The organism is Lujinxingia vulgaris, from assembly GCF_007997005.1.
Classification (GTDB): domain Bacteria; phylum Myxococcota_A; class Bradymonadia; order Bradymonadales; family Bradymonadaceae; genus Lujinxingia.
This window is the reverse complement of record NZ_VOSL01000031.1, coordinates 45,482-72,321: the sequence shown is the minus strand read 5'-3', so window position 1 is coordinate 72,321 and position 26,840 is coordinate 45,482. Positions and strand designations below refer to the sequence as shown.

Annotated in this window: 16 protein-coding genes; 11 read left to right on the top strand and 5 right to left on the bottom strand. The window is 65.6% G+C overall.

Annotation, left to right across the window (positions count from 1 at the left end):
* Positions 1–64: 64 nt before the first annotated feature.
* Positions 65–2,809: a cation-translocating P-type ATPase gene (locus FRC96_RS06880; protein ID WP_230469956.1), complete on the bottom strand. Its 2,745-nt coding sequence runs from the start codon at positions 2,807–2,809 to the stop codon at positions 65–67.
* A 565-nt stretch (positions 2,810–3,374) separates the two neighbouring features.
* Here FRC96_RS06880 and FRC96_RS06875 point away from each other — a divergent pair.
* The 4 genes from FRC96_RS06875 to FRC96_RS06860 all read left to right on the top strand — a co-directional run bounded on the left by FRC96_RS06875 (position 3,375) and on the right by FRC96_RS06860 (position 11,862).
* A complete protein-coding gene (locus FRC96_RS06875; protein ID WP_146973768.1) occupies positions 3,375–5,336 on the top strand; it encodes a hypothetical protein in 1,962 nt (653 codons plus the stop codon).
* Between the two features lie 81 nt (positions 5,337–5,417).
* A complete protein-coding gene (locus FRC96_RS06870; RefSeq protein WP_146973767.1) occupies positions 5,418–7,277 on the top strand; it encodes a tetratricopeptide repeat protein in 1,860 nt (619 codons plus the stop codon).
* A 281-nt stretch (positions 7,278–7,558) separates the two neighbouring features.
* Positions 7,559–10,873: a TPR end-of-group domain-containing protein gene (locus FRC96_RS06865; protein WP_146973766.1), complete on the top strand. Its 3,315-nt coding sequence runs from the start codon at positions 7,559–7,561 to the stop codon at positions 10,871–10,873.
* The gene (locus FRC96_RS06860) at positions 10,870–11,862 is read left to right on the top strand and encodes an LVIVD repeat-containing protein (protein ID WP_146973765.1); all 993 of its coding nucleotides are present in this window, start codon (positions 10,870–10,872) and stop codon (positions 11,860–11,862) included. Before FRC96_RS06865 ends, FRC96_RS06860 begins: the two co-directional genes overlap by 4 nt.
* A gap of 91 nt (positions 11,863–11,953) precedes the next feature.
* Here the strand turns inward: FRC96_RS06860 and FRC96_RS06855 are convergent, their stop codons facing one another.
* Complete coding sequence (locus FRC96_RS06855; RefSeq protein ID WP_146973764.1) at positions 11,954–12,670, bottom strand: SDR family oxidoreductase; 717 nt, start codon at positions 12,668–12,670, stop codon at positions 11,954–11,956.
* Positions 12,671–13,150: 480 nt separating this feature from the next.
* On the opposite strand from FRC96_RS06855, the gene FRC96_RS06850 reads away from it, so the two are divergent.
* Positions 13,151–13,954: a carbon-nitrogen hydrolase family protein gene (locus tag FRC96_RS06850; protein WP_146973763.1), complete on the top strand. Its 804-nt coding sequence runs from the start codon at positions 13,151–13,153 to the stop codon at positions 13,952–13,954.
* A gap of 469 nt (positions 13,955–14,423) precedes the next feature.
* Here the strand turns inward: FRC96_RS06850 and FRC96_RS06845 are convergent, their stop codons facing one another.
* The gene (locus FRC96_RS06845) at positions 14,424–16,577 is read right to left on the bottom strand and encodes a hybrid sensor histidine kinase/response regulator (RefSeq protein WP_146973762.1); all 2,154 of its coding nucleotides are present in this window, start codon (positions 16,575–16,577) and stop codon (positions 14,424–14,426) included.
* Between the two features lie 99 nt (positions 16,578–16,676).
* A complete protein-coding gene (locus tag FRC96_RS06840; RefSeq protein ID WP_146973761.1) occupies positions 16,677–17,870 on the bottom strand; it encodes an FIST signal transduction protein in 1,194 nt (397 codons plus the stop codon).
* A 225-nt stretch (positions 17,871–18,095) separates the two neighbouring features.
* Between FRC96_RS06840 and FRC96_RS06835 the strand changes: the two genes are divergently transcribed.
* A complete protein-coding gene (locus FRC96_RS06835; RefSeq protein ID WP_146973760.1) occupies positions 18,096–18,542 on the top strand; it encodes a CBS domain-containing protein in 447 nt (148 codons plus the stop codon).
* 175 nt (positions 18,543–18,717) lie between these two features.
* Positions 18,718–19,680, top strand: coding sequence for an ATP-grasp domain-containing protein (locus tag FRC96_RS06830; protein ID WP_146973759.1), 963 nt, complete (start codon positions 18,718–18,720; stop codon positions 19,678–19,680).
* 224 nt (positions 19,681–19,904) lie between these two features.
* Here the strand turns inward: FRC96_RS06830 and FRC96_RS06825 are convergent, their stop codons facing one another.
* Positions 19,905–20,645 carry a flavodoxin family protein gene (locus FRC96_RS06825; RefSeq protein ID WP_146973758.1) on the bottom strand — a complete coding sequence of 247 codons (741 nt, stop codon included), beginning with the start codon at positions 20,643–20,645 and terminating at the stop codon, positions 19,905–19,907.
* 169 nt (positions 20,646–20,814) lie between these two features.
* On the opposite strand from FRC96_RS06825, the gene FRC96_RS06820 reads away from it, so the two are divergent.
* From FRC96_RS06820 to FRC96_RS06805, 4 genes are all read left to right on the top strand, one after another.
* A complete protein-coding gene (locus tag FRC96_RS06820; RefSeq protein ID WP_146973757.1) occupies positions 20,815–22,320 on the top strand; it encodes an SDR family NAD(P)-dependent oxidoreductase in 1,506 nt (501 codons plus the stop codon).
* A 203-nt stretch (positions 22,321–22,523) separates the two neighbouring features.
* Positions 22,524–23,387 (top strand): PhnD/SsuA/transferrin family substrate-binding protein, encoded by an 864-nt coding sequence (locus tag FRC96_RS06815; protein WP_146973756.1) that lies wholly within the window; start codon positions 22,524–22,526, stop codon positions 23,385–23,387.
* 114 nt (positions 23,388–23,501) lie between these two features.
* Positions 23,502–24,452, top strand: coding sequence for an aldo/keto reductase (locus FRC96_RS06810; RefSeq protein ID WP_146973755.1), 951 nt, complete (start codon positions 23,502–23,504; stop codon positions 24,450–24,452).
* A gap of 396 nt (positions 24,453–24,848) precedes the next feature.
* On the top strand, positions 24,849–26,831 hold the full coding sequence (locus tag FRC96_RS06805; RefSeq protein ID WP_146973754.1) for a serine/threonine-protein kinase: 1,983 nt from the start codon (positions 24,849–24,851) through the stop codon (positions 26,829–26,831).
* The last annotated feature ends 9 nt before the right edge of the window (positions 26,832–26,840 follow it).

Here is a 26,840-nt window from a genome sequence, read left to right as displayed (position 1 = left end):
GCCTATCGTCCCTCTCTCGGTCGGTAATATGTCCTTCCCTCGGACGGCCTCAAAACGGCCGGTTTCAACCTCGCCCCCTCACCCCCAACACCGCCGCCTGCCCCGCCTGAATCACCACCAGCGGCAACACCCCCATCCCCACCGCCAACCCCCACCCCGCAGTCCCAGGATTGACCGTCTCCAACACCTCCCGCAACCACGGCACATACACCGTCATCGCCAGCAACCCCGCGCACATCGCGATCGCCCCCCACACCCAGCCATTCCGCATCACCGGGCTGATCAGCGCGCCGCTATCACCACCCCGCGGCGAAAGATCCCGCATATTCAACGCGTGAAACACCTTCCCAAACCCCAACGTCAAAAACGACACCGTCACCGCCCGCCCCAACTCGAACCCCAGCACCTGCAACGCGATCGCCAACGCCCCCAACACCGCCGCCGCGATCACCACCCCGTACACCCCGATCGCCCCCCAGTGATGCCCGGTCAGTATAGACTCTTTAGGCGAACGCGGCGGTCGACGCATCAGCTCCGAGGCGCCGCCGGTCGCCACCAGCGCCAGCGCCGGGAAGACATCGGTCACCACATTCAAATACAGAATCTGCAACGCCGTCACCGGCAGCGGCGCACCCACCAGCGACGCCACCACAATCGCCACGATCGACGCCCAGTTGATCGACAACAAAAACACCACAAAGCGGCGAATGTTCGTAAAAATCACTCGCCCCTCCTCGATCCCGTACACAATGGTGTTGAAGCGGTCGTCGCGCAGCACCAGATCCGCCGTCTCCCGCGCCGCCTGGGTGCCCCGCTGCCCCATCGCCACCCCGATATCCGCCCTGGCCAGCGCCGGCGAATCGTTGACGCCGTCGCCCGTCATCGCCACCACCTCGCCAGCCTCCTGATGCAGCGCAATAATGTTGAGTTTTTGCTCCGGACTCACCCGCGCAAAAATCGACGCCCCCCGCACTCGCTCCCGCTCCTGCTGCGAGAGCGCCTCAGGCGCCCGCAGCTCCGCGCCGTGAACCACCTCCGCATCATCCGACGCCACAAGCCCGATCTGCGCCGCGATGCTACGCGCCGTCGCCGCCTGGTCCCCGGTGATCATCACCACCCGCACCCCCGCCTGCGCACACTCCCGGATCGCCTCGCGCACCTCCTCGCGCGGCGGATCATAAAACCCCACAAGCCCCACAAAAGTCAGCTCCTCATAAGGTTCAACCTGCGCATCCTCCACCTCCCGCGACGCCAGCGCCAGCACCCTCAACCCGCGCCGCGCCATCGCCTCATTCTCCCGCTGCCAGCGCTCTCGCGCCCCCGCATCAAACGCCCGCTCCTCCCCCTCAACCCGCCACCGCGTCGACGCCGCCAGCACCCCCTCCGGCGCCCCCTTCACCGCCACCCTCACTCGCCCCTCCCCCACCCGGTGATAAGTCGCCATCATCTTCACCTCCGAGTCGAACGCCTCCTCCCGCACCTCGGGCATCCGCTCCAACATACCCTCCACATCCACCCCCTGCTGACGCGCCAGCCTCAAGAGCGCGACCTCCATCGGCTCCCCCATCACCCGCCCGCCGTGACCAATCGACGCATTCGTACACAGCACCCCGATCTCCAGCGCCTCACTCACCTCATCGACGGCTCCCGGCTCTCCCCCTCCCAGCGCCCGGCGCCCCTCCTCCGCATCCTCGACCACAACCTCCCCCAATGGCAGCGCCAGACACCGCACCACCATCCGATTCTCCGTCAACGTCCCCGTCTTATCGGTGCAGATCAGCGTCGTCGCTCCCAGCGTCTCCACACTGGCCAGCCGCCGCATCAGCGCGTTCTTATCCGCCATCCGCAACATCCCCCGCGCCAGCGTCAGCGTCGCCACCACCGGCAAGCCCTCCGGCACCGTCGCCACCGCCAGCGCGATCGCCGTCATCCCCACCTCCTGCAGAGTCTTTCCCGTCAGCACGCCGGCCGGTACCACCAGCGCCGATAGCCCCAGCGTCACCCAGATCAACCGACTCGCCAGCCTGTTGAGCCGATGCTCCAGCGGCGTCTCTCCCTCCTCCTCCCCCTCCACCAACGCCGAGATCCCCCCCAGCTCCGTCGCCATCCCCGTGGCCACCACCACCCCGCGCCCCGTCCCCCGCTTTAGCGTCGTCCCCTTAAAGAGCATGCTGCTGCGCTCCGCCAACGTCGTCTCCGGCCCCACCGCCTCCACACGCTTCTCCACCGGCAACGACTCCCCCGTCAGCGCCGCCTCATCGACCTGCAACCGATTCGCCTCCACCAGCCGCACATCCACATGGATCACCTCCCCCTCATCAACCTGCACCACATCACCGGGCACAAGCTCATGCGCCCCCACCCGCAACGACCTCCCCTCCCGCACCACCGTCGACGACGCCTCCTCCATCTCCCGCAACGCCCGCATCGACCGCCGCGCCCTCAAATCCATCGCCATCCCCAGCGCGCCGTTGATCACCACCACGATGGCCACCGCCACACCCTCCACCCAGAACCCCAGCACCATCGAGACCAACGCCGTCACGATCAAAAACAAGATCACCAGGTCATCCACCTGATCGACAAGAATGCTCCAGATCGACCTCCCCTTGATCTCCCGCAGTTGATTCGGCCCGTACTCCGCCAGCCGCTTCTTCGCCTCCTCGCAGCTCAACCCCAACTCCGGATCAACCCCCAGCGCCCCGGCGACCTCATCCACCTCCCCACTCCACGCCCGCGCCAACACCCCGCCAGCCTCCGCAGCCCCCGTCCCCAACCTCGTCGACTCCTCTTCCCGCGTTCGCTCCATACGCCTCCCCGCAGCTTCCCTCTCCCAAAACTCGACGCATCGTCTCCCAACCCTAAGCATCTCCCCGCACATTTACAGTCGCCCCCTCCTCCATACGAACCCGGTCCCACCCACACCCCGCAGCTCGAAACACCGGCCCCCCTCCCCTCGCATTTACCCGCGCGCCCCCCAACCCGAGCGCATCCAGGGCGAAGTCCAGCAAGGAGCAAGGAGAAGCGTGTAGCAGCGCTACCGCGACGACGCAGCGACCTCCCCCCGCACCCTATAAGATCCGAGCGCATCCAGGGCGAAGTCCAGCAAGGAGCAAGGAGAAGCGTGTAGCAGCGCTACCGCGATTCCGCAGCGACCTCCCCCCGCACCTTATAAGATCCGAGCGCATCCAGGGCGACGCCTGACAAGGAGATAGGGATGAAGCTGTAGCAGCGCTACCGCGATTCCCTATCGACGCCGTCAGCGTCGTCCTGGGGCGCTCGGCGCTCGGCACCTTGCCGTTGGGGGATATGCGAGGCTACTATCGCTCCCCGCACCCTCGGGCTCTCGCATCTTCTCTCGTCGGCAACCGCATATGCCCACCCCTCGCCAGCTTGCCATGCTGCTGCTTGTCTTCGGCACCCTGCAGGCCCCCCCTCTGCCCGCACACGCCCAGCAGAGCCCCCGCGGCTTCGGCCCCACCGTGCGCATGAGCAGCTCCCTGCCCTCCGAAGACGCCGAGGCCGAAGCCCTTCTGCGCGCCACCCGCGCCGCACTCCGAGACCAGGCCCGTCAGGCCCTCTACGCCGCACTCGTTGACCCCGTCGCACACTCCGACGCCCCCACAGAGCCCGCCGCCCTCCAGACCCTGCGCCGCGTCATCGACGACCCCTCCACCACCGCCAGCTTTCGCACCGCGCTGCAACTTCAGCTCGCTGCACTGCACCTCTTCCATAATCGCCCCGAGCTGGCCGACCAGACCCTGGCCCGCGCCCGCCGGCTCGCCGGAGACGCCCGCGCCCTGCTGCGCTCCATCGACCTCTTCGACGCCGGTCGCGCGCTGAGCCTCGGTCAACCCGAACGCGCCCGAGCCCTGCTCGGCTGCGAACAACCCGCCGAAGTCGACGACGCCTCCACCCTCCTCTGCCCCCCCGACACAAACCTCCCGCCCGCCCCGATCGTTGGCCGTGAGTTTCTGGTCGCCGCCCTGCTGCACCGCCCCCTGGAAGACGCCCGCGACAACGCCCGGGCCGCGCGCCGCTTCATCATTGAGCCCCTCACCCTGGCCCGCGCCCGCGTCGACACGGGCTCCCTGGAGCCGGTCAACGCCCTCCTCGCCAACGCGCAACGTATCGACGACGACGCCGCACAACTTCGCCTGCACCTGGCCCTGGCCGACCTCATCGTGCAACGCGCTGGCTCCGCCCGCTTTGCCGACACCCACCTCCAGAGCGCCACCGAACTCCTTAAGCGCCAACCTGACGGCTTCGCCGAACTTCGCCTCCGCGCCTTAAACGCCCGCCAGTGCCTGGACCGCGCACCGGCCACCGCCTGCCCCGACACCGCCCGCGCCCTCGCCAGCCTCACCGAGCTCCCCCCGCCCCTCCTCCCCGACATCCCCTGGGCCCGCTACTGCACCGCCGACTCCGAGGAGCTCGCCATCCCCTTCTGCCTCGAGGCGGAGAACTCCGCGCCCCCACAGGACCGCGCCCGGGCCGCGCTAACCCGCGCCCGCATCCACCTCAACGCCCTTCACCCCACCCCGGCCCGCGCCGCGCTGCTCGACCTTGAAGCGCATCTCCAACCCCTCGACGCCCCGCCGACCGATCTTCTCATCGCACGCTGCCAGCTCAACGACCTCACCCGCACCTCCCGCACCTACCAGGTCTGCCAGCAGGCCCTCGACCGCCTCGCCATACCCGCCGCCGAGACGCCCGCTCGCCAGGCCAACATCGTCCACATCCTCCTGGCCATCGCCCGCGCCACCCCGCCCGAACCCACCCCGATGGCTCCCTCCGCCTACTTACGCCTGGCCATCGATCTGGCCACCGCCGGCCACACGCCCCTCTGGGGCCTGGCCAGCCGCGCGGCCCTCGATCTGGCCGACCTCCACGCCCGCCACCAACCCCCGCCTCCCGACGCCCCGGCCTACTTCGCCGAAGTCCACGCCTTCGACCATCGCGCCCGCACCCGCAGCGAACATCCCGAAGTCGACCAACCTCTCGACAACGACGCCCGTTCCCGCAACCTCTCCCGCTGGCTCGACACCCTGGCCGCGCTAAAGCTCTGGCCCGAACTTCTCCACCGCGCCCGCCAGTCCTACGACCTCGCCAGGCGCTCCGAAAACACCTCGCTGGGCGCACACGCCCTTCTGCGACGCGCCCAGGCCCTCCACGCCCTCAACCAGCGGGATCGTGCCTGCGCCGCCCTCCTCGCTGCAGACGCCCTGGGCACGCCCTCCAACCTCCTCGAACTTTCCGAGCACCTCCGCTCCGACCTTCCCACGCGCTGCCTGACCCCCACCTCACCACCGGCCGCCGCCCGCGCCCCGAAATAACCCCCCGGACCCCGCCGGTTGACTCTTACGCCCGCGCGCCCTGATGCCTGACTGACTGCCTCTTAGACCTTGAGCTCCTGTATGCGCCCTCTCCTCGCCAGCTGCCTCGCGCTCATCGCCATCTCCCTGGCCGCCCTGCCGGCCGCCTTCGCCCAGGACGACAGCGCCCCACAGGCTCCCTCCTCCGCCGAAGGCGCCCACCTCGATGACGCCCGCGCCCTCTACCAGGCCGGCCACTGGGAAGACGCCCTGGCCGCCTTCAACCGCGCCTTCGAGCTCGCCCCGGACCGCTCCGAGATCAAAGCGGCCGCCGCCCTCGAAGCCGGCTCCCTCCTCTGGGAACAGGGCCGCTACGAGCCCGCGCGCCAGAAAGTCACCTTCGCCCTGGAGCTGGCCCGCGAACGCAACTTCGACCACGCCACAGGCCAGATCCTGCTGACCCTCGGCCAGATCGAGTCCGCCACCGGCCAGCTCCGCAGCGCCGAAGACACCCTCAACATCTGCGTGCAGCTCACCGGCGAACTCAATGATGACGTCTACCGCGCCCTCTGCCGCATCAGCCGCCGCGCCGTGCGCACCCTCCTCGGGCAAAACCCCGGCAGCGAATCCGATCTTCGCGCCGACATCCGCACCCTCCAGAACACCGACTCCCTGCTGGCCATCGGCACCGCCCTGACCCGCACCGCCGACCTCTACCAGGACAACGGCGATCTGGAGCAGGCCCAACGCCTCCTGGCCCAGGCCAAACGCCACATCGAAGCCGCCGACAGCGTCCCGGCCCGCGCCCGCCACCACCTGCGCGAAGCCCAACTTCTCCGCCAGCAAAACAACCTCGCCGGCGCCTCCGAGCTCCTCGACCGGGCCCTCCCCCTCTTCGAGTCCATGAACAACCGCCCCATGATCGTGCACACCCTGGGGCTCAAAGCCGAAATCGCCGCCCTTAACAACCAGGCCGCTCAATCCCTCACCCTTTACCGCCGCGCCCTCAACGTCGCCGACGCCACCTCCAACCCCCTGCTCAAAGGCCGCGTGCACCTGGCCCTCTGCGAGCTCAACATCCCCCGGGCCCCGCAGCACTGCCAGCAAGCCATCGACACCTTCGAAAACGGCCAGCTCGCCACCTACCGCGTCCGCGCCCACGCCTCGCTGGCCCGCGCCCACCAGGCCGCCAACCGCTTCGACGACGCCCGCACCCACTACATGCGCGCCATTGAGCTCATCGACGACCTCCCCGAAGGCAACACCCTCTACAACGAGTCGCTGGCCACCCAGCACGCCAACCTCTGCGTCGTCAACACGCGCCTTCGCGCCACCGGCGCTCTGAACAGCTGCCTCGACGCCCGCGAGCGCCTCCAGAAACTCCCCGACGCCGACGCCGACCACCACCGCCGCACCCTCACCCACGTCACCCACGCCGCCGGCATGGCCGCCCTTCAGGAAAACAACGCCGAGCGCGCCATCACCCTGCTTCAAAACGCCGCCGACCAGGCCCTCGAACTTCAACCCCGCGACCTCGCCATCGCCTCCGACGCCCTCCTGCGCCTGGGCGCTACCTATGCCGCTCTGCCCGACCACGCCCGCCAGGCTCGCGACGCCTTCACCCGCGGCCTCGACGCCCTCAACCTCCCCGACCAACCCGAAGGCACAGACAACCGCCCCGCAAAGCTCGCCATCCTCACCCAGCTCACCCAGCTTCACCTTAACCAGCGCGACGCCGACGACACCCTCTCCCGCGCCGCCCAGCTCATCGACGTCGCCGCCGAACTCGACGACGCCCGCACCCAGGCCTGGGCCCTCAACGCCCGCGCCAGCGCCCACCTTATCAACAAAGACCAGGACGCCGCCCGCAACGAGCTCCAACGCGCTCTCCCCCTGGCCCGCCAGGCCGACGACGCTGAACTCACCGAACTGATCGAAGAGAACCTCAACAAGTTCGAGTGACGTCCTCCCAAACACGCCCGCACCACACCATCTCTTTGCCCACACGAAGGCGACCGCGCGCACTGCCCGGTCGCCTTTCTTACAATGACGCTGCAGCGGACGCATTCGCCAGGCCACCCTGCCGCTCCACCGCATAAACACAGGCCAATGTCCGTCTCTCGGACGGTATCTCGCAGACCATCACCACACGTTTTCAGCGATTTTCAGCGTCGCTGTAGCGAGCAAGAGATGTAGCGTCGCGCCCGCAAACACTAACGTGACGCTTTTCCGGAACCCCCTCCATGACCTACACCGAAACGATCGCCGGGCTACGCGCTACCGGCGACATGAACGCCGTCCTGGCCTTCCTCGAAGCGATCTTCAGCGCCCCGGAAAACCAGAGCATCAGCGGCAAACCCTCCGACTACTTGAACCCGGAAAACGCCGCGAAACACGCGCCTCCTGCGGCGCTCTTCCAATCCTTCGTCGAGGGATTTCAGCCCGCCGACATCGCCCGAAAAGTCGCGTTCCTCTTCGACGACGCGGAGTTCGCAAGCGTCATCCGACCCGGAGTCTTGGACCCCAACTCTGGAGAGTGGCACGAGATCGAAGGCCCCCGCGCGCTCTTAAGCGAGGCCGACGAGGAGATGCAGAAGTTCCGCCCCTTCAACTGCCTGCACGTTCTCATCGGCGACTACGAACACGGCGACGCCGCGATCGTCAGCGGACATTACAACCCCGAAACCGGAGAGTTCACGCAGGGCTACCAGCTCAACGCGCAGATCCTGGGCGACGATGAGTCCCATGAAGACTACGACATCATCCATGCCCTCAAGGACCACGACCTCTACCGCTTCACCTACCAGGGCGAAGTCCTGAACAACCACCAGCTTTACCTCGACCTCAAAGCCACCCTCTTCACCCCGCACCTCACCGAACTCGCCCAGGCGCTCCTGGCCGACGAGCGCCTGGCGCGCTTCCCAAAGGCCTTTCCCTTCCACATCCTCTTCTCCAACCAGGCCTACGCCAGCAGCGAGTTTCGTTATCAGGCACCTCCCCTCACGTTGGAGAAGTTAGAAGCGCTCGGCGTCGCCTGCGTCGACCTCCACCGCGAGTCTCAGGTAGCGGCGCAGGAAACAAGCCCTGCAGAGCACTACGCATACCTCAAAAGCTGGATCGAAGACCGCAGCCACGCCTCCTACAACGAGCTGCTTGAGCTCTGCCGCTCCCACCGCGAAGCCTTTGACGCCTTACTCGCAGAAGCGCACGAGCTGCGGCAGATGAACATCTCCCACCACGTCGCCCACTTCAGCCGCGCACTCTGGGAGCTCGTAGACGTCGACCCCGACGAGGTGGTTGCCTTTCAAAAAGCCCTGATCGCCGGCGAGCCACCGGCCTTCGACCCCGATTCCCGCGTCAGCGAAGCGCAGTGGTGGCTCAACCACGGCGACAACGCCGCGCTCATTCTGCGCGTCTGCGAAGTTCGCACCCCCGAGCCCTACCGAGACGCCATGGCCGAGAGCTTCACCCGGGCCTGGCATCGCCTGATACACCACAACCACCCCATCGTGCGCCTCATCGCACGCGATCTGCGCGTGATGCCCCGCGGCACACCGCTGGGCGACGTCGAAGAAGAGGGCGGACGTCCCATCGCCCCTGACGCCGACGACGCCTACATCGCCGACGCCATCGCCATGCTCGACCTGATGCCCGAATCCTTCGATGGCTACTGGGGCCTCTGGGGCTTTACGATGGGTCACCTCAAGGCGCTGGGCCCCCGCGCCCTCGACGCCGCCCCCGGGGTCGAAGCCCTCCTGACGCGTTACATGGAAGCGCGCTTCGACAGCCAACTCGCCAACGCCTTTGGCGAAGTGCTCTTCGCCCTGGGCAGCGACCACGTCCCCGACGAGATTCACAGAGCGCAGAGCCGCTACGGCTCCGAGGACTATTACAAAACGTGGGTGCGACGCGGCCCCTCCCGCGCCTGGGAGACCTTCCAGGCCGCATGGCACCAGAACGCCGAGCGATTTGCGTCTCCCGAACCCTGGGAGGAGGCCCTCTATGACTCCGACGCCGGGCATCAATTCTTTGCCGAACACCTCCTTGAACTCGGCGCCACCGACACCCTCATCTGCGCCGCCACGGGCAAAGCCGGCCCCAGACTCACCCGGCTCATCCACGCCTTCGCCGACCGCAAAGACCTCGACGATCATCTCCTCGTCGCCCTCCTCGGCTCCCTCAATGAGCTCGATGAGGCCCGCGCCGAAAAGCTCGAATACGCCCGCGTCGCCGAGCTTATCCGCGCCCTTGAGCGCGACGACAATCAGGCCCCGCAGACGCTGACCCGGCTACGAGAACGCTACCCCCAGAACCCCGCTCTGGCCTTCATCGCCATCGACCAGCGCGTCCGCCAGGGCGACATCGCCAGCGCCATGCATCTGCTCGTCGACACGATGCGTGAGCGCACCGCCGACGACCTCGTCTACCGCCGCGCCTTCCACGACTTCTGCCTCGACCCGACGCTCAGCTTCGCGATGTCTCCCGAGAACACTTACCCCTTCTTCTGGATGGCCCGACGCGCCTTCCAGAACGCAAACTTCCGCGACGGGCAGTTCTCGGGAGACGTAAGAACGCTCAAAAAAGACCGCTTCTTCGACGTCTTCTACACCGGCACCGCCGACCACTCCGACGACCAGGTCCAGCGCTGGATCGACGAGGCCCGCGGTGAATGGACCTTCCTCCAGGACGTCGCAGCCCGCTCCAATGAAGACTTAAGCGAAGAACTGGAATCCTTCGATTGGCCCGTCGCCCGCGCCATCGCCGCCCGACTCGTCGACACCGGCGACACCTCGTTTGCCCCGGCACTCGCGGACTTCTTTGAGCGCGTCGCCGACCACGAAGAGCGCCGCGCCACCCTCGCTGGCCTCATCTGGCCCCTGGCCTCCCGCGAGCTCCTTCAACGCGAGGCCTTTCTGGCCTACATCCCCACCTTCGTCTGCGACCATCCCGCGCCACTCATTGAGATCACCCGCGAGGTGCTCGTCGGACTCGAAGCGCTCGACCGCCGCGACCTCATCGTAACCATCGCCCCAAAACTCCCCGCACAGGCTGCCGTCTCCTGCTTCAAGAACATCCTCAACGCGCACATCGCCACCCGCGCCTTCGATGAGGCCGAAGCCCTCTTCGCCCGACTTGCGGGTGGCATGACCGAGATCGTCCCGGACTGGCTGCTCATCCAGAACAACCGCGCCGTCCTTCTCATCGTCAGCGGCCAGATGGAGCGCGCCGAAGCCCTCTTCGACGAGGTCTTTTCAAAAGACTTCCGCCGCTTTGAGCCCCGCGCTCCCGACCCCGCCGCCATCGCCATCTTTGGCAACGACCTTGACCAGCAGGTCATCGACGTCTTCCAGACCTACTTCGCGATGGCCAGATTCAACCAGGCCTGCCTCTTCGCCCTGACCGATCGCCCCGACGAGGCCGTCGCCTCCCTGGAGGTCGCCACCGCCCGCGGCCATTACAGCGCCGAGAAACTCCTGGCCGAGAGCGACTTCGCCTCGCTTCACGACCATCCCGGCTTTCAACAGCTTATAGCCACCCTCAACGGAGAGCAGCGTTGAACCACCTCAAGCTCATCACCCGCCACCCTCTGCGCGACGCGGACCAACGCTCCTCCTACAGCGGTCAACTCCTGGTCGAGGGCGACCGCCTCTTCGTGGTCTTCGGCAATCAGATACACGTCTTCGACATCAGCGACCCTCTAACCCCTCGCGACCTTGCCACCATCGCGTTTCGCGAGAGCGTCACCGGCATCGCCCTGCACGACGACGTCCTCTACGCCGCCGAGTGGATGCGCGGGCTTAACCTCGTCGACCCCATCGCCCCGGACTACTTCGACGCCCGCCCCTTCATTGGCGAACGCACCGGACATGTGGTGCGCCGCGGCGAGTACCTGGTGGTGGGGCTTAACCGCAGAAAGGGGTTTGCGCTCTTTGACCTCAAAGAGCCCCGCTTCCCGCGCCTGCTCCAGCGCCTGCCGATGGAGCACGACATCGAGCACGTCGTCATCGACGGAGAGCTTGTGCTCATCGCCAACGACGCCGACGGCCTGCGCTGGTACGACATTGTCCCTGCAGACGACGGCCAGCCGACCCTCCAGGAGGTGCGCCACCTGAAGACTTCCGACTTCACCGCCGAAAAGGTCTACCCGGGCAAAGACCGCCTCTACGTCGTCGGCCGCGGCTCCGGCTGCGACCTCATCGTACTCGACCGCCACTCGGGAGAACGCCTCGGCGACGTTCAGGTCGGCGGCATGGTCAGCTCCAACGTCGTTGAGGCCGGCGACCAGGCTCTCTTCTTCGCCAGCGATCACACCTGCTACCGCGTCGGCCCCGACCACCGAATCAGCCCACTTTTCTCTCAATACGTCGCCGACGACGACCGCCGCTACGTGGAGCGCACCAGCGTCGACGATCCTTACGACCATCAAATGTCGCGCGCCGACGACATGCAGCATTGGATCCTGCGTGGCGACAAGCTCATCGGCGTCCAGGGCGAAGCGCTCGTCGTCTACCAGGTCGAATCCGGCTCGGCGTTCGCAGGTCTCTGAACACGCCATGCGCCGATCCACCGCATAAACAAAGGTCGATGTCCGTCTCTCGGACGGTTCGAACGGGAAACATCAGGATGACAGGCTCCCCTCAAGGGCTGCGCTGCGGCCGCACAATGATCTCGGTCGGGCACCCCGTCTCCGGAAACTCCAGCACAAAGCGCACCGTACGCGCGATATCCTCGGGCTGAATCGTTTTAGCCAGATCCAGCCCCCGCCCCTCCACCATCGGCGTGTTCACATACCCCGGGCAGATCGCGCACACCTTGATGCCCTTCTCACGCACGTCCTCAAACACCGAGTGCGAGAAACCCACCACCGCGTGTTTAGTCGCGCAATACCCCCCACCTCCCGCAAAAGACATCTTCCCGGAGATCGAGGCGATGTTGATCACCCCTCTCCTTGCCACAGCCTCCTCGATATGCGGCAGCGCGTAGCGCGTCAGGTGCATCAGCGCCCTGACGTTCACATCGATCATCCGGTCCCAGACCTCCGGGTCGGTCGCATCCGCCGCGCCGCCCCCTCCCATGCCGGCGTTATTGACCAGGACGCTCAACCCTCCGAGCTCCTCCACACAGCGCTCCACCGCAGCCGGAATCGCACTCAGCTCCGAAAGATCCAGCGGCACCACCAACGCCCGCACGCCCAGCTCGCGACAAGCCCCTGCCACCTCCTCCAGCGCCTCCACGCTCCGTGCGGCCAACGCCACATCGCAACCGGCCTCCGCCAGCCCCAGCGCGATCGCCCTGCCAATGCCCCGGCTCGCCCCGGTGATAAACGCGATCGATCCCTTCAAGTTTTCGCTCATTAAGCGTCTCCTTCTCGAATGTGTGATGGCTCCTTACGATGCGGTGAGCAGACGTTGACCTCGACAGCTGCAACGCCGAGATCTCCTCGGGCAACGCGCAAAACGCAGACGATGCTTTCGATGCTGTCCGAGGTGTTCTCAACGCAACACATACAGCGTCAACGATAGCTCACGGCGGAACACGGCGCGTATCTGCAAGCCCACTCGCCAGTCGCAGTGCACTACCTGATGATTGGGCGACCTGGCCCCCTGACAACCATAAACCCGCGCATCACCTCATGAACACAGACCGATGTCCGTCTCTCGGACGGTCATTATTCCACCGGATTTTGCCCCCAACGCACCAGCGGCTGCGCTCACCGACGTCCTGTGCTAACTCATGAAGACATCACTTGACGTCAGAGTAGAGGCCGCCGACACGCTCAGAAACGCCATCCCCAATACCTGCATGTGCCCCCAAAGCCGGAATAAGGAGTACCTCTGTTATCCATTGGCATTGCCCAGATCCAAAACTCCACCGACGTGCCGCGAAACGTGCGCACGATGCGAAAATGCCTCGCACTGCTCGCACTAAAGGACGTCAACCTCGTCGTGTTTCCCGAATGCTCGCTCACCGGATTCTCCCCAAAACTGACCGCCTCGACCCCCGCGGAACTGGGAGGCTACATCGACGAGTTCTCGCAATGGTCACGCGATCATGACATCGCTGTCGTGCTCCCCACAGCCCTGACCGACGGAGCGATCTACAACACCGGCTTCTACATCCACCAGGGGAAGGCCACCCCCTTCTACAAACTTGGACTAACCCCCTCGGAGACGGGATTCTTCTCAACACCCGCGGACTACACAAAGTCGGTCTTCTCGCTCCGTGGCTTTCGCTTCTTGCCACTCATCTGCATGGAAGCCCAGCAGGATCCCTGGACCTACTTTAAACCGGGTGATGTCGATTTTCTGCTCTGGCCCGGCTACTGGGGCTGGGAAAAAGACGACCTCTGGAGTCCGCTTAAAAAAGACGGCGACCCCAACCCAATCTTTCAAAACGTGGCCCAATGGCGCGTCCCCCTCATTCAGGCCAACTTCGCCTACAACGAGGGAAAGGCTCCCGAAATCCGCGGGCCCCACGGCCTGAGCAGGGTGGTGGGAAGCGACAACACGCTTTGCTTCCAGGCCGCCTTTCATCGGGAATCTTGCTTCTGGTTCACCCTGGAGAAGAGCGCCGATGCGTGTGTCGTATCCGGATTTCGCGAGCTTGTGATGGAGCCCGCATACACGCAAAACGCGTGACCCAAAAACCGGCACAAGCCCGGCTTCTCCAGGGATGCCTGATGAGGCGACGCGAGCTCAGGCCTCGAACGTCACGACCTCCCCGCGAGCCCCCAAACCCGAGCGCATCCAACCTCGCGAGCCCCCAAACCCGAGCGCATCCAACCTCGCGAGCCCCCCAACCCGAGCGCAGCCAACCTCGCGAGCCCCCCAACCCGAGCACATCCAACCTCGCGAGCCCCCCAACCCGAGCGCAGCCAACCTCGCGAGCCCCCCAACCCGAGCGTATCCAGGGCGACGTCCAGCAAGGAGCAAGGACGACGCTGTAGCAGCGCTACCGCGAGTCCACAGCGACGATGCTGGCGTCGTCCTGGGGCGCTTGGCAAGGAGCAAGGACGACGCTGTAGCAGCGCTACCGCGAGTCCACAGCGACGATGCTGGCGTCGTCCTGGGGCGCTTGGCAAGGAGCAAGGAGGAGCGTGTAGCAGCGCTACCGCGACGACGAAGCGACACCGCCAGCGTCGTCCTGGGGCGCTCGGCGCAACCATTCGAGTAACGCCTTGCGATCAAAGGGCTTGAGCAAAAAGTCATCCGCCCCCAGCGCAAGCGCCTTCTGGCGGTTATCGACCATCGTCACCACAAGCACCGGAATCTCCCGAAACTCCTCATAGCTGCGCAGCAGACGCAACACATCCCACCCGTCGATCACGGGCATACTCACGTCGAGCACAATCGCCCGCGGCGCGAGTTTATGCGCCAGGTGTAACCCCTCGGCCCCGTTATACGCGGACTCCATCGCCACGCCCGCGGTCTCAAGCGTGCGCCGCATCAGCGCGTGCAGATCCGGATCGTCGTCGATCACCAACACGCAGCCCTGCGCCCCCTCAACGTCTTCGCGCTCCGGCGCCACGCTCATCTTCCGTGCGCTCGCCGAGCGCACCAGCGCCTGCTCAAAGTCCTCCGCCGACGCCACGACGTTCACCTCACGGGGCAGTCGCACCCTAAAGGTCGATCCGACCTCCGACTCCGACGCCACCTCGATCTCCCCACCCAGCATCTCGCAGAGGTGGCGGGTGATCGCCAGCCCCAGCCCGGTCCCATCCACCGTACGCGTCCAGGAGCTATCAGCCTGGGAGAAGGCCTCAAACACACCCTCAAGCTGCTCCGGGGTCATCCCCACCCCGGTGTCTTGCACACACACGATGATCTGCTCGCTCCCCGCCTCCACCGCACGATCCACACGCAGCGTCACCTGACCCCGGCGAGTAAACCGAGCGGCGTTGCTCAAGAGGTTGTAGAGGATCTGACGCACCTTCGCGGCGTCGCTCACCAGCTCACCGATGTCCTGCGCCAGCCTCAGCTCAAAACGGTTGTCGTTCTTCTTGAAGAGCGGCCCCACGCTGGCGACCACCTCCTCGACAAGCGGCCCCAGCTCAAAGGGCTCGGGATGAACCTGCATGCGCTCCGCCTCGATCTTCGAGAGCTCAAGCACATTGCTGATGATCGACACCAGATGCTTGCCCGCCGAGATAATACGCCCCAGATCATCGGCATAGGTCGTGTCGCCCTCGGCGACCATCTCCTCCAGCACAATCTCCGAGTACCCCATAATGGCGTTCAGTGGCGTTCGCAGCTCATGGCTCATCGTGGCCAGAAACGTGCTCTTGGCCTTGCTCGCCTGCAGCGCCTCGTCTCGCGTCGTGCGCAGCTCCTCGTTGAGCACACGCAGGGCGTCCTCGGCTTCGCGCTGCTCGGTGATATCGCGACCGGAGCCGTAGATGATCCGGGCCTCACGATCGAAGCTCATCTTCCATTGCAGCCGGCGTTCATCCCCCCTCTCCGTCGTAAAGCGCGCATCGAAGCCCACTGGCGCATGCCCGGAGAGCAGCTCGCTCACCTGAGCGCGTACCCACGCCCGGTCCTCTTCGACCACCAGCGACTCAAACGAACGCCCGGCCAACTCCCCCGCTTCATACCCCAGCCCCACATCCATCGAGGGATTCGTCTGCACCAGCCGCCGCTGCGCGTCGAGGATGCACATCGCGTCGTCCGAGGCATTAAAAAACTGATCGCGCGTCGAGCGCTCAAACGCCTGCAACTTCAACTCGCGCAGGTCGCGGTTGAGCAACGCCTGAGTGGCCAGCATGCTAAAGCGGCGCGCCAGCTGCACATGCTTCGCCGAGAAAAACCCCGGCTCCGAATGCGTACACACCATCAGCGAGGGCTCCGGCTCACGGCGCAGCCCGATATGCAGAGCCGAGGTCGCCGAAAGCGAGCGCGGCGCCTGCAGATCCCGCCACTCCGCGATCATCGCCGTATTAAACACCGCCACCGGCTCTCCCCCCAGCGCCTGTCGGGTGACCTCCTGCCCTCGCCAGAGCAGGGCCTTTTGCCCGCTGCAGGTTGTCGCGACCAGATGCATCGCCTCCACACGCGTTCCGGTGAAGACAAAGGCCTGCTCAAACCCCAACAGCTCCTGAAGAATCTCAAAGAGCCCGGCGAACATCGCTTCGGTGTCGGTGATGGAGCCCAATATCTCCAGCCCCCGCAACAACCCCTCGGTCTCCAGTCGCAGCTCACGCTCTTTGCGCCGAGCGCGCTCCAGATCCAGGAGCGTCTCGCGTAGCGTTTCGGATTCGGTCATCGCACAACTCGGAGCTAAATCGGCCTGCACTCAACGGATCGTCGCAAAGGGTCTCTGGCGAACGGCCCCGGGCGCCTCCGGCCGCGCGCATCAAACCTCTCAACTCAAAAATGTAACCACCGAGATCATCAGGTTGCCGTGGCGGTTCTCTCCGCCGATGAAGCACCCCTGCTCCCCAAATGTAAATGCCCCGATGTAGGGTTTTCCGCCCAAAACCTCCCCCATCTCCCGAGCCACCTCATCAATGCGCTCCTGCACCGTAAGCATGCACCCGGCGCAGTAAATCACCAGGCTGCCCACGATCTCCTTATCCTCCGAGGCTGCAATATCCCGGACCGCCTGCCCCACTCGCCCCGCTCGCGAGATCAACGAGTCGACCGTCCCGGTCATCAGCACAAGCTCCTCCCCCTCTTCCACCGTCGAAAAAAGCGTCAGTCCCCCCTGGGGCGACAGACCATCGGGATGCGAGAGCTGAAAATAAGGTGTGCCTTCAATCGTGCCGACCTCCCGCCCCAGGGGAAAGAGCGTCGTCTTCCCGAGGATGTTCCCCCCCTGCTCCAGTTCCTCATCGATCGCCCCACCGGTCCAGGCGTTATACACCTGCGCGGCCGGCTGGCCATCGATCGCATAGAGCACGCGCCCCTCAGCACGCGTGACCCTGCCACGCTTCGCGGTGGGCTCGTAGCCGCTATGAAAGGAGTAGTCGACATCCGCCGAGCTAAAAATCGCCGCGACCACCACCGCGTTTTCAAAAACCTCCTCGTTGGCAAACTGCTTCCACTGCCCCGCGACGGTGTTGTCGGCGGAGCTGCCACCGAGGATCGGAACTTTGGAGCCGAGCAACTCCTGAATCCCCGCGATAAGCTCTTCCTCACACCCCGGCGCCGCCATCAACCACAGCATCTGCGGAACCTGACCGGGCCGCCCGGCCTGCGACAACGCCCCCTGGACCGCTCGCCGGGCCGCCTCCCGCGGCGACTCGCCAATCTCCGAGACCCCCACACCATAGGCCCCTTCAGCGTCGGCGATCCCCATCATCGCCAGCCCGTGTCCCTGATCGCTGGCCACCCCCTCGTCGGTCATCACCCCCTGACAGGAGGTTCCACCGTGAATCGGCACCCCGCCGGCCAGCTCCGCAAGCCGCCCGTTGACCGCCGCGGTGTCATACGTCTCGGTGGTGTACACAAAGATGATATCCGGCGCCGCTCCCAGACGCTGAGCGAGCACCTGATACCCTTCGTGAGCCGCAACCTTCGGATCACGCGCAACGCTTCGAGCGCTTGCAAACTTCATACGTCTCCTGGCCCTTGGTGAACACAAGTTACCTGCGAGTGTATGCGGCTCTCAACGCCGCCACAAGCGAAGACCCACCAAAATCCGCAATCAGTTCATACACATAGACCACCCGCCACCCGACCGCATCTTTGGTGTTTTTTGATTCGTATATACCTTTCCCCTCAACGCCCCCCCGCTCAGGGAGGGCTTCGCGAAAGGACCTTTTGCAAGGGAGCATCCCCCATGAACATCTACGACATCATGACCTCCGAGCCCGCCTGCTGCTCGCCAGGCGACTCCATCACCAAAGCCGCAAAACTGATGCGCGACTGCGACTGCGGGCTGATCCCTGTCGTCGCCACCAACGGCCACCAGAACCCCATCGGCGTCATCACCGACCGCGACATCGTCTGCCGCCTCATCGCCGAGGGCAAAGACCTCAACAGCTGCACCGTCGGCGACGCCATGACCTCCACCGTCATCACCGTCGAGCACGCCGCACCGCTGGAGAACGCCATCAACCTGATGGAGAGCAACCAGCTCCGCCGCCTGGTCGTCGTCGACGACAATGGCGACGTCTGCGGCGTCATCTCCCAGGCCGACATCGCTCGCCAGGCCAGCCACACCCAGACCGGTGAAGTCGTGCAGAGCGTCTCCACCCCCTCCTCCGGCTCGCACGCCCTTCACTAAACCCGACACGACGTCCCGGAGCACCACCCGACGCGGCCTCTCTCAGGGGGCCGCGTCTTTTTTGTGACCTTCAGCCTCCCCCCACCATCCCAACGCTTGACGCCCCTCATCAATCTTGCTCTTTTCCCCCTCACTGACTGCGTCAACGCTATCGCCCCCCGGCTGGAGTCACCCTATGAGCACGCTTCCCACCGTCCACATTCTTTTCGAAAACCCCGACTGGCTCCCGCCCCTTCGCGACGCGCTCGAAAAGCAGGGGTTTGAGTACAACGAGATCCCCGTCCACCAGGGCATCATCGACGGCCCCCCAGCCCCGGGCATCTACCTCAACCGCATGAGCCCCTCCTCCCACACCCGCGGCCACCTCACCTCGGTGGCGCTCACCCGCGAGATCCTCGCCAACCTCGAAGCCCACGGCGCCCGCGTCGTCAATGGCCTGGCCGCCTTCGAGCTCGAGATGAGCAAGCTGCGCCAGCACCTCACCCTGCAGCGCTTCGGCATCCGCACCCCGCGCACCGCCCTGGCCGTGGGCACCGAACACCTGGTCACCCTGGCCCGAACCTTTGACGGCCCCTTCATCACCAAACACAACCGCGGCGGCAAAGGCCTGGGCATCGAGCGCTTCGAGAACGCCGACGAGCTCCAGGATCGCCTGGCTCAGGGTGACTTCGACCTTGGACCTGACCACCAGGTCCTCATCCAGCAGTACATCCAGGCCCCCGAACCCTTCATCACCCGCGTGGAGATCGTCGGCCAGCGCATGATCTTCGCCATGCGCTCCGCCACCGACGAGGGCTTCCAACTCTGCCCCTCCGATGTCTGCCAGGTCGAACTCCAGCGAGAAAAAGCCCAGGCCGCAGCCCTCGCCGACAATTGCCCGATCGACGGCGGCGCCAAATTCTCCCAATCGCCTCTCAAAGCCGACGATCCCCTCGTCCTCAAATACCTCGCCATGTGCGCCCACAGCGGCATCGAGCTTGCCGGCATCGAGTTTGTCGAAGACGCCGAGGGCAACCGCTACACCTACGACATCAACGGCACGACCAACTACAACCAGACCCTGGGCCGCCAGATGGGCATCCACGGTATGGAGGAGCTCGCCATCTACCTCCGCCACGTCGTCGCCCCCCAGCTCTAACGCAAAGAGTTTCCCCACATCCCGCTTGCCCCCGGCCCGAAACAGCCCACCTTTAGCGCTGTCTCGGGCCTTTTCACGTTCAAACCTAACCCCACAGAGATTCGGGGGGGAAGCTCACATCAACCTGACCGCACTCAGGGCGAAGTCCAGCAAGGAGCCAGGACGAAGCTGTGGCAGCGCCACCGCGAGTCCGCAGCGACACCGCTGGCTTCGTCCTGATGCGGTCAGCGGTACTCGGGGTTGGGATGTCCAAAATCACACCCCTCATCCCACGCCTCGCGCTGGTTCCCCCAGGCAGGCACCCCGCCGGCCTCTTTTAACATCCTGGCCATATGCAAAAGGTTCCACGTCATAAACGTGGTGTTCCGCTGCGTAAACGCGTTCTTTGGTCCCCCGGACCCCTCATCGCCATACGAGGCCCCTGGCCCTGCCTCCCCCACCCAGCCGGCGTCGGCCTGGGGTCCGACCAGATACCCCAGGTGCTGCAACGCGTAGAGGATGCCGCTTGAGCAATGCTTGATGCCATCTTCGTTGCCGGTGATCACGCACCCACCCACCTTGCCGTAATAGACGTACTGCCCCTTTTCGTTGGTCATCCCCGACATCGCATAGAGGCGTTCGATGACCCTGGAGCAGACCGACGAGCGCTCCCCGAGCCAGATGGGCGATCCCAACACGAGGATGTCGGCGGCCTCGACCTCCTTGTAGATCTCAGGCCAGTCATCCTCATCAAAGCCCTGCTCGCGCATATCCGGATACACCCCCGGCGCGAGGGTGTGATCGACGGCGCGCACGCTGCACACCTTCACGCCGGCGTTGCGCATGATCGTGCGCGAGACCTCCATCAGCACATCGGTGTTCGAGCGCTGCGGAGAGGGTTTGAGCGTGCAGTTGATAAAGAGCGCGCGCAGCCCCGAAAAATCCCACTGGCCAGGGTCGCACGTCTCTGTGGATGTTTGAGCCATCGCCCTACCTCCTCGTTGGTTGAATCGTGGACCAGACCGCCCCGCCGCGGCCTTCTCTTCCTCAAAGCTACACACGCCCCGCTTTATCGCCGCCCGCTGCACCCTCCGCCCGCTGTCGGCCCACCAACCGGCCTTGTCCACCGCCCGGCTTTGGGCTAAGACCGCGCCCATGGACGATCTCAAGAAAAAACTCGACGCCGCCTCTGACCTCATGGAGCAACTCATTGAGGATCGCGGGCTTCTGGCCGACATCGACGAGCCCACCCAGCGCCGTTTTCTCATCGCGGCGGGGCGCGTCTCACACCCCTCCAAACACGCACGCCGCGCGCTGGCCCGAGCCAGACAGCGCAACAAACGCGATCAGGAGCGCGACGAGGATCAGGCCCTCCTCGACCAGACCGGCATCCGCCAGCTGCGCGACAAGCCTATCTTCGAGACCCCGCGCCGACGCGCCGAGTTTGAGGGCCGCCCCCACGAGCTCCCCGCGCCTTACGAAGCGCCCACCAGCGAGCCCATCGGCCAGACCAACAACGAGCGCATCTGCTACGTCTGCCGCACGAGCTACACCGAGGTGCATCACTTCTACGACCAGATGTGTCTGGAGTGCGGCGACTTCAACTTTGAGAAACGCTCCCAGACCGCGGACCTGCGCGGGCGAGTCGCGCTCATCACCGGTGCCCGCGTCAAGATCGGCTACCAGGCCGCCATCATGCTCCTGCGCGCCGGCGCCCGCGTCATCGCGCTGACCCGCTTCCCCAACGACGCCGCGCGCCGCTATGCGGCCGAAGCGGACTTCGAGGAGTGGAAGGACCGCCTGGAGATCTACGGCCTGGATCTTCGCCACACCCCCGGCGTTGAAGTCTTCTGCCGTCACCTCCTCGACCACCTCCCTCGCCTCGACTACATCGTCAACAACGCCTGCCAGACGGTGCGCCGCCCGACCGGCTTCTATGAGCACCTGATGCAGGGCGAGCTCTCCAGCGACGATCTTGGCTCGGAGGTGCGGCGGTTGGTGGGGCGCGTGGAGCGCGACGACCAGCTCCCCGAAGGCGCCTCCCTGACCAAACCCGGCGCCACCAGCGCACTTTTAAGCCAGGTGGAGCTCCTCGCCGAAGATCGCGAGCGCGGCCATCATCTCTTCCCCAAAGGCCAGCTCGACGCCGACCTCCAGCAGGTGGACCTGCGCCGGGTCAACTCCTGGCGCCTCAAGCTCGACGAGGTCAGCGCGGTGGAACTTCTCGAAGTTCAGCTCGTCAACGCCGTGGCCCCCTTCATCCTCAACGCGCGCCTCAAGCCCTTGATGGAGGCCGTGCCGACCCACGACAAGCACATCGTCAACGTCAGCGCGATGGAGGGCCAGTTCTACCGCATCTTCAAGACCGACCGGCACCCGCACACCAACATGGCCAAAGCCGCGCTCAACATGATGACGCGCACCTCGGCCGCCGACTACATCGAGTCGGGCATCCACATGAACTCGGTCGACACCGGCTGGGTCACCGATGAAGATCCGGCCGAACACGCCCGCAAAAAACGCGAGATGCACCGCTTCCACCCCCCGCTCGACATCGTCGACGGCGCCGCGCGCATCATCGACCCCATCTTCGACGGCGCCAACACCGGCAACCACGTCTGGGGACTCTTCCTCAAAGACTACAAACCCACCGACTGGTAAGCGGGCGCCCCGCCGCACCGCCCCGGATGCCCTCCATCCCCTCGTTGCCACACGCCCTCCTGCACACGGGGGGCATGGCGGATCCCCTTCGATCGTTGTCTCCCGTCTTGACTGCGCCCTCCGCGTAACGAGATGCCCTCTGCGAATGGACTTACACGCGCCCACACCCTCCCGCGGCGCGCCCCTCAACCCCGAGCCGTACCATGACCCAACCTCTCCGCGTCGGCGGCGTGCCCGAGCACTTCAACACCCCCTTCTACCGGGCCGCCGAGCGCAACCTCTTCGCAGATCATGCCTTCGACTACAGCTTCACCGAGTACTTTGGCGGCACCGGCCAGATGCTCGCCGCCCTCGATGCGGACGAGCTCGATGTGGCGGTGCTCCTGACCGAGGGCGTGGTCACTCACATCGCCAAAGGCGGCGACGCCACCATCCTGGGCACCTACGTCACCTCCCCGCTGGTCTGGGGCGTGCACGTGCACGCCGACGCCCCTTACACCTCCATCGAGGAGCTTCGCGGCCAGCCCTTCGCCATCAGCCGCCCCCGCTCCGGATCCCACATCATGGCCTACGTGCTCGCCGCCGAATACGGATGGGACCCGCGCACCGAGATGCGCTTTGAGCAGGTCGGCGACCTGGCCGGCGCGCGCGTCGCGCTGGCCGAAGGCCGCGGCACCGCCTTCATGTGGGAAAAATTCACCACCAAGCCCGTCGTCGACTCCGGCGAGTGGCGCCGCGTGGGCACCTGCGCCACCCCCTGGGCCCCCTTTGTGATCGTCAGCCGCCGCGACGTCGCTCGCCAGCGCAAAGACGACCTCAACACCCTCTTCGCCACTCTGCAAACCCTCACCGCAGAGATGAAACAAGCGCCCGAGGCGACCATCGCCGAGGTCGTCTCCCGCTTCGGCCAGCGCTCCGAAGACGCCGCCGCCTGGCTGGAGCAGACCACCTGGGCCGAGCGCCCCGGCATCGACCAGCCCGAGCTGACCCGCGTCATCGACACGCTCACCGAGGTCGGCGTCCTCGACGCGCCCCTGGCCGCCGAAGACGTCCTCTTCCGGGGCTAATCGCTCGACTTTCCGCGGCGGTGCTTATCTCCTTCGGGCCCCGGCGGCCGCCCTCTGCGCGCGGCCCGCGGCACCTTTCATCTGTGACATCTATAAAGCCCCCAGGGAGTATTCATGACCACCTACCCCACCCTCAAACTCCGCAGCGGACTGACCTTCCCGGCCTTCGGCCTGGGCACCTGGAAGAGCAAGCCCGGCGAAGTCTACGACGCGGTGCGCGCCGCCCTGGAGATCGGCTACCGCCACCTCGACTGCGCCGCCGTCTACGGCAACGAGAGCGAAGTCGGCCAGGCCATCAAAGACGCCATCGCCGCCGGCGACATCACCCGCGACGAGCTCTGGGTCACCTCCAAACTCTGGAACAACGCCCACCTCAAAGACGACGTCGCCCCGGCGCTCGAGCAGACCTTAAGCGATCTTCAGCTCGACTACCTCGACCTCTACCTCATCCACTGGCCCATCGCCTTTAAGCCCGGCGTGGGCTTCCCCCGCTCCCCCGACGACTGGCTCACCCTCGAAGAGGCCCCCCTCTCCGAGACCTGGGAGGCCATGCTCGCCACAAAAGAAGCCGGCAAATCCCGCGCCGTCGGCGTCTCCAACATGGGCCCCGAGCGCCTCAGCGCCCTGGCCGAAGTCGGAGAGGCTCCCGAGGTCAACCAGGTCGAGTCCCACCCGCACCTGCAGCAGGGCGATCTTCTCGACTTCTGCAACGCCCACGACATCGTGCTCACCGCCTACTCGCCACTCGGCTCCACCGATCGCGAGAACCGCAAAGACGATGAGCCCCCCCTCCTCGACCACCCCACCATCGAGGCCATCGCCGGCGAGGTGGACGCATCGACCGCCCAGGTTCTGATCGCCTGGGCCATCGCGCGCGGCACCGTCGTCATCCCCAAATCGGTCAACCGCAAGCGCATCCAGCAGAACTTCGACGCCCTCAAGATCGAGCTCACCGACGAGCACATGAAGACCATCGCCTCGCTCGACAAGGGCTACCGCTACCTCGATGGCAAATTCTTCGCCTCCAACGGCTCGCCCTACACCCCCGAGGGCATCTACCGCTGAGCGCGACGTCGTGCGCAAAACAAAAGGCCCGAAACCTGGCGGTTTCGGGCCTTTTCTGGTGATTTGCGCCTCTCCTTCACACGCTCCATACTTCGCTTCAGCGCGCGAGCACACTCCCTGAAAACCTGGTTGCCCGCGTATGTTTCGCGAGTCCAGGGCAATCGCGACGTCCCACAAGGTTTTTTATGGAGAACCCACCCAATCCGTAGGGAGGGGTCTTGTGCCCCTCCGGAACTCCCAGGGCGGGGACCCACAAGGGGTCCCCCTACGGTGGCGGGTAATGAAAACCGAATTTGCGATTGCCCTGTTCGCGAGTCCCATCGACTCGACCTATCGACAAACACGTGCAACCTTAGGGCACCGATCACCAGCCTGACGCCTGGCACAGGACGCCCCATGAGTGACTTCGATTCACCCGAACCTACCCTGGTGGCACGCTGGGAGACCCTGGCCCTGGGCGACACCGAGGCCGGCCCCCCCGATATCGGCGCCACCATCGCGCCGCGCCGACCGCTGGAGACCTTCCAGCGTCAGCAGGCTCTCGGCGCGCTCCCCCTGATTCACACCGGCATAGAAGACGACGACAAGGCCGACTTCTTGCCCGGCGCAACGCTCGGTCAGGGCGGCATGGGCGTGGTCCGTCAGGCGCACCAGCGCTCCTTATGGCGTGATGTCGCCATCAAGACCATACGCCCCGACCGCCGAAACTCCGAGTCCACTCGCAGCCTGCTCAAAGAAGCCTGGGTCACCGGGATGCTCGAGCACCCCAACATCATCCCGGTGCACGCCCTGGGCGTCGACGCCTCCGGCGCCCCGATGATCGTTATGAAACGCGTCGAGGGCCGCGCATGGCTCGACACGCTGCAAAAGCCCGAACGGCTCCCCCGACGTTTTGCCGGCTACCAGGAACCCCTCGACGCTCACCTCGAGATCCTCATGCAGGTCTGCGACGCCGTGCACTTCGCCCACAGCCGCGGCGTGATCCACCGCGACCTCAAGCCCGAAAACGTCATGCTCGGCGACTTCGGTGAGGTCTATCTGGTGGACTGGGGCATCGCCGTGAGCCTCCTCGACGACGGCACCGACCGCATCCAGCTCGCCCGCCACGTCGACGAGGTCGCCGGCACCGCGTCCTACATGGCCCCCGAGATGGCCCGCGGCGACGGCGCTTCAATCGACCAGCGCAGCGACGTCTACCAGCTCGGCGCCATCCTCCACGAGCTCATCACCCACACCCCCAGAAACGCCGGCGAATCGGTCATGGCCAGCCTCATCAGCGCCTACCAGGCCAACCCCATCCATTACGGCCCCGAGGTCCCCGAAGAGCTCGCCAGCATCTGCAACACCGCCACCGCCCACAACCCCGAAGATCGCTTCCAGAGCGCCGAAGATCTTCGCCAGGCCCTCGTCAGCTACCAGCATCACCGGGACTCGCGACGCCTGGCCGACGAAGCCCGCATGCGCCTGATCACCCTGGAGGCGCACCTCCACGAGCTGCTCGGCGACGACGAGTCCCCTGCGACCTCCACCGACCTCCCCGCCGATGACGACGCCACCGCCCGTATCTATCGCCTCTACGCCGAGTGCCGCTTCGGCTTTGAGCAGGCCCTGACCATCTGGCCCGACAACCTCCCGGCACGCGCAGGTCTGGACCGCGCCATCGAGCGCATGCTCGACTTCGAGCTCCGCCAGGGCGACGACAAGGCCGCCGCCCTGCTCCTCGACGAGGTCCGCGGCGATCGCGCCGCCTTCGAGGAGCGCCTGCGCGCGCTGCGGCTACGCCTTAAAGACGAGGCCCACGAGCTTCAAAAGCTCAAAAAGCTCTCCCACGACGTCGACCTCGACCTCAACAGCGCCGCGCGCAGCCGCATGAGCTTTTTTCTCGGCATCGTCCTGGGCGCCATCCCCTTCATCAACAGCGCGCTGGTGCACCAGGGCCTGGCCACCATGACCTTCCCCGAGTACTTCCTTCAGTACCTGGGCGTCATCGGCGGCTCCGGCCTCATTGTCTTCTTGATGCGCAAGCGCCTCTTAAGCAACGCGATCAACACACGCATCATCATCAGCATCTTTGTCATCCTCTTCGGATCGCTGATCATGCGCGTGATGGGCTTTATCCTGGGCCTGGACGTCGCCGGCTGCATCGCCCTGGAGAACGGCCTCTTCGCCTTCGCCCTGATGATGATGGCCACCTCCCTCGACGCGCGCCTCTGGCCGGCCAGCATCGCCTTTCTGGCCGGCGCCATCGGCGGCGGCCTGCTCCCCCACTGGATGCTCGAGTTCGACGGCGCCAGCAACGCCGCCGCCCTCTGGATCATTGCATGGGTCTGGCGCGTCCCCCGAAAGCGCAGCCTGTCCGGCCAGCGCAGCGAATCCTAAGAAAAATCC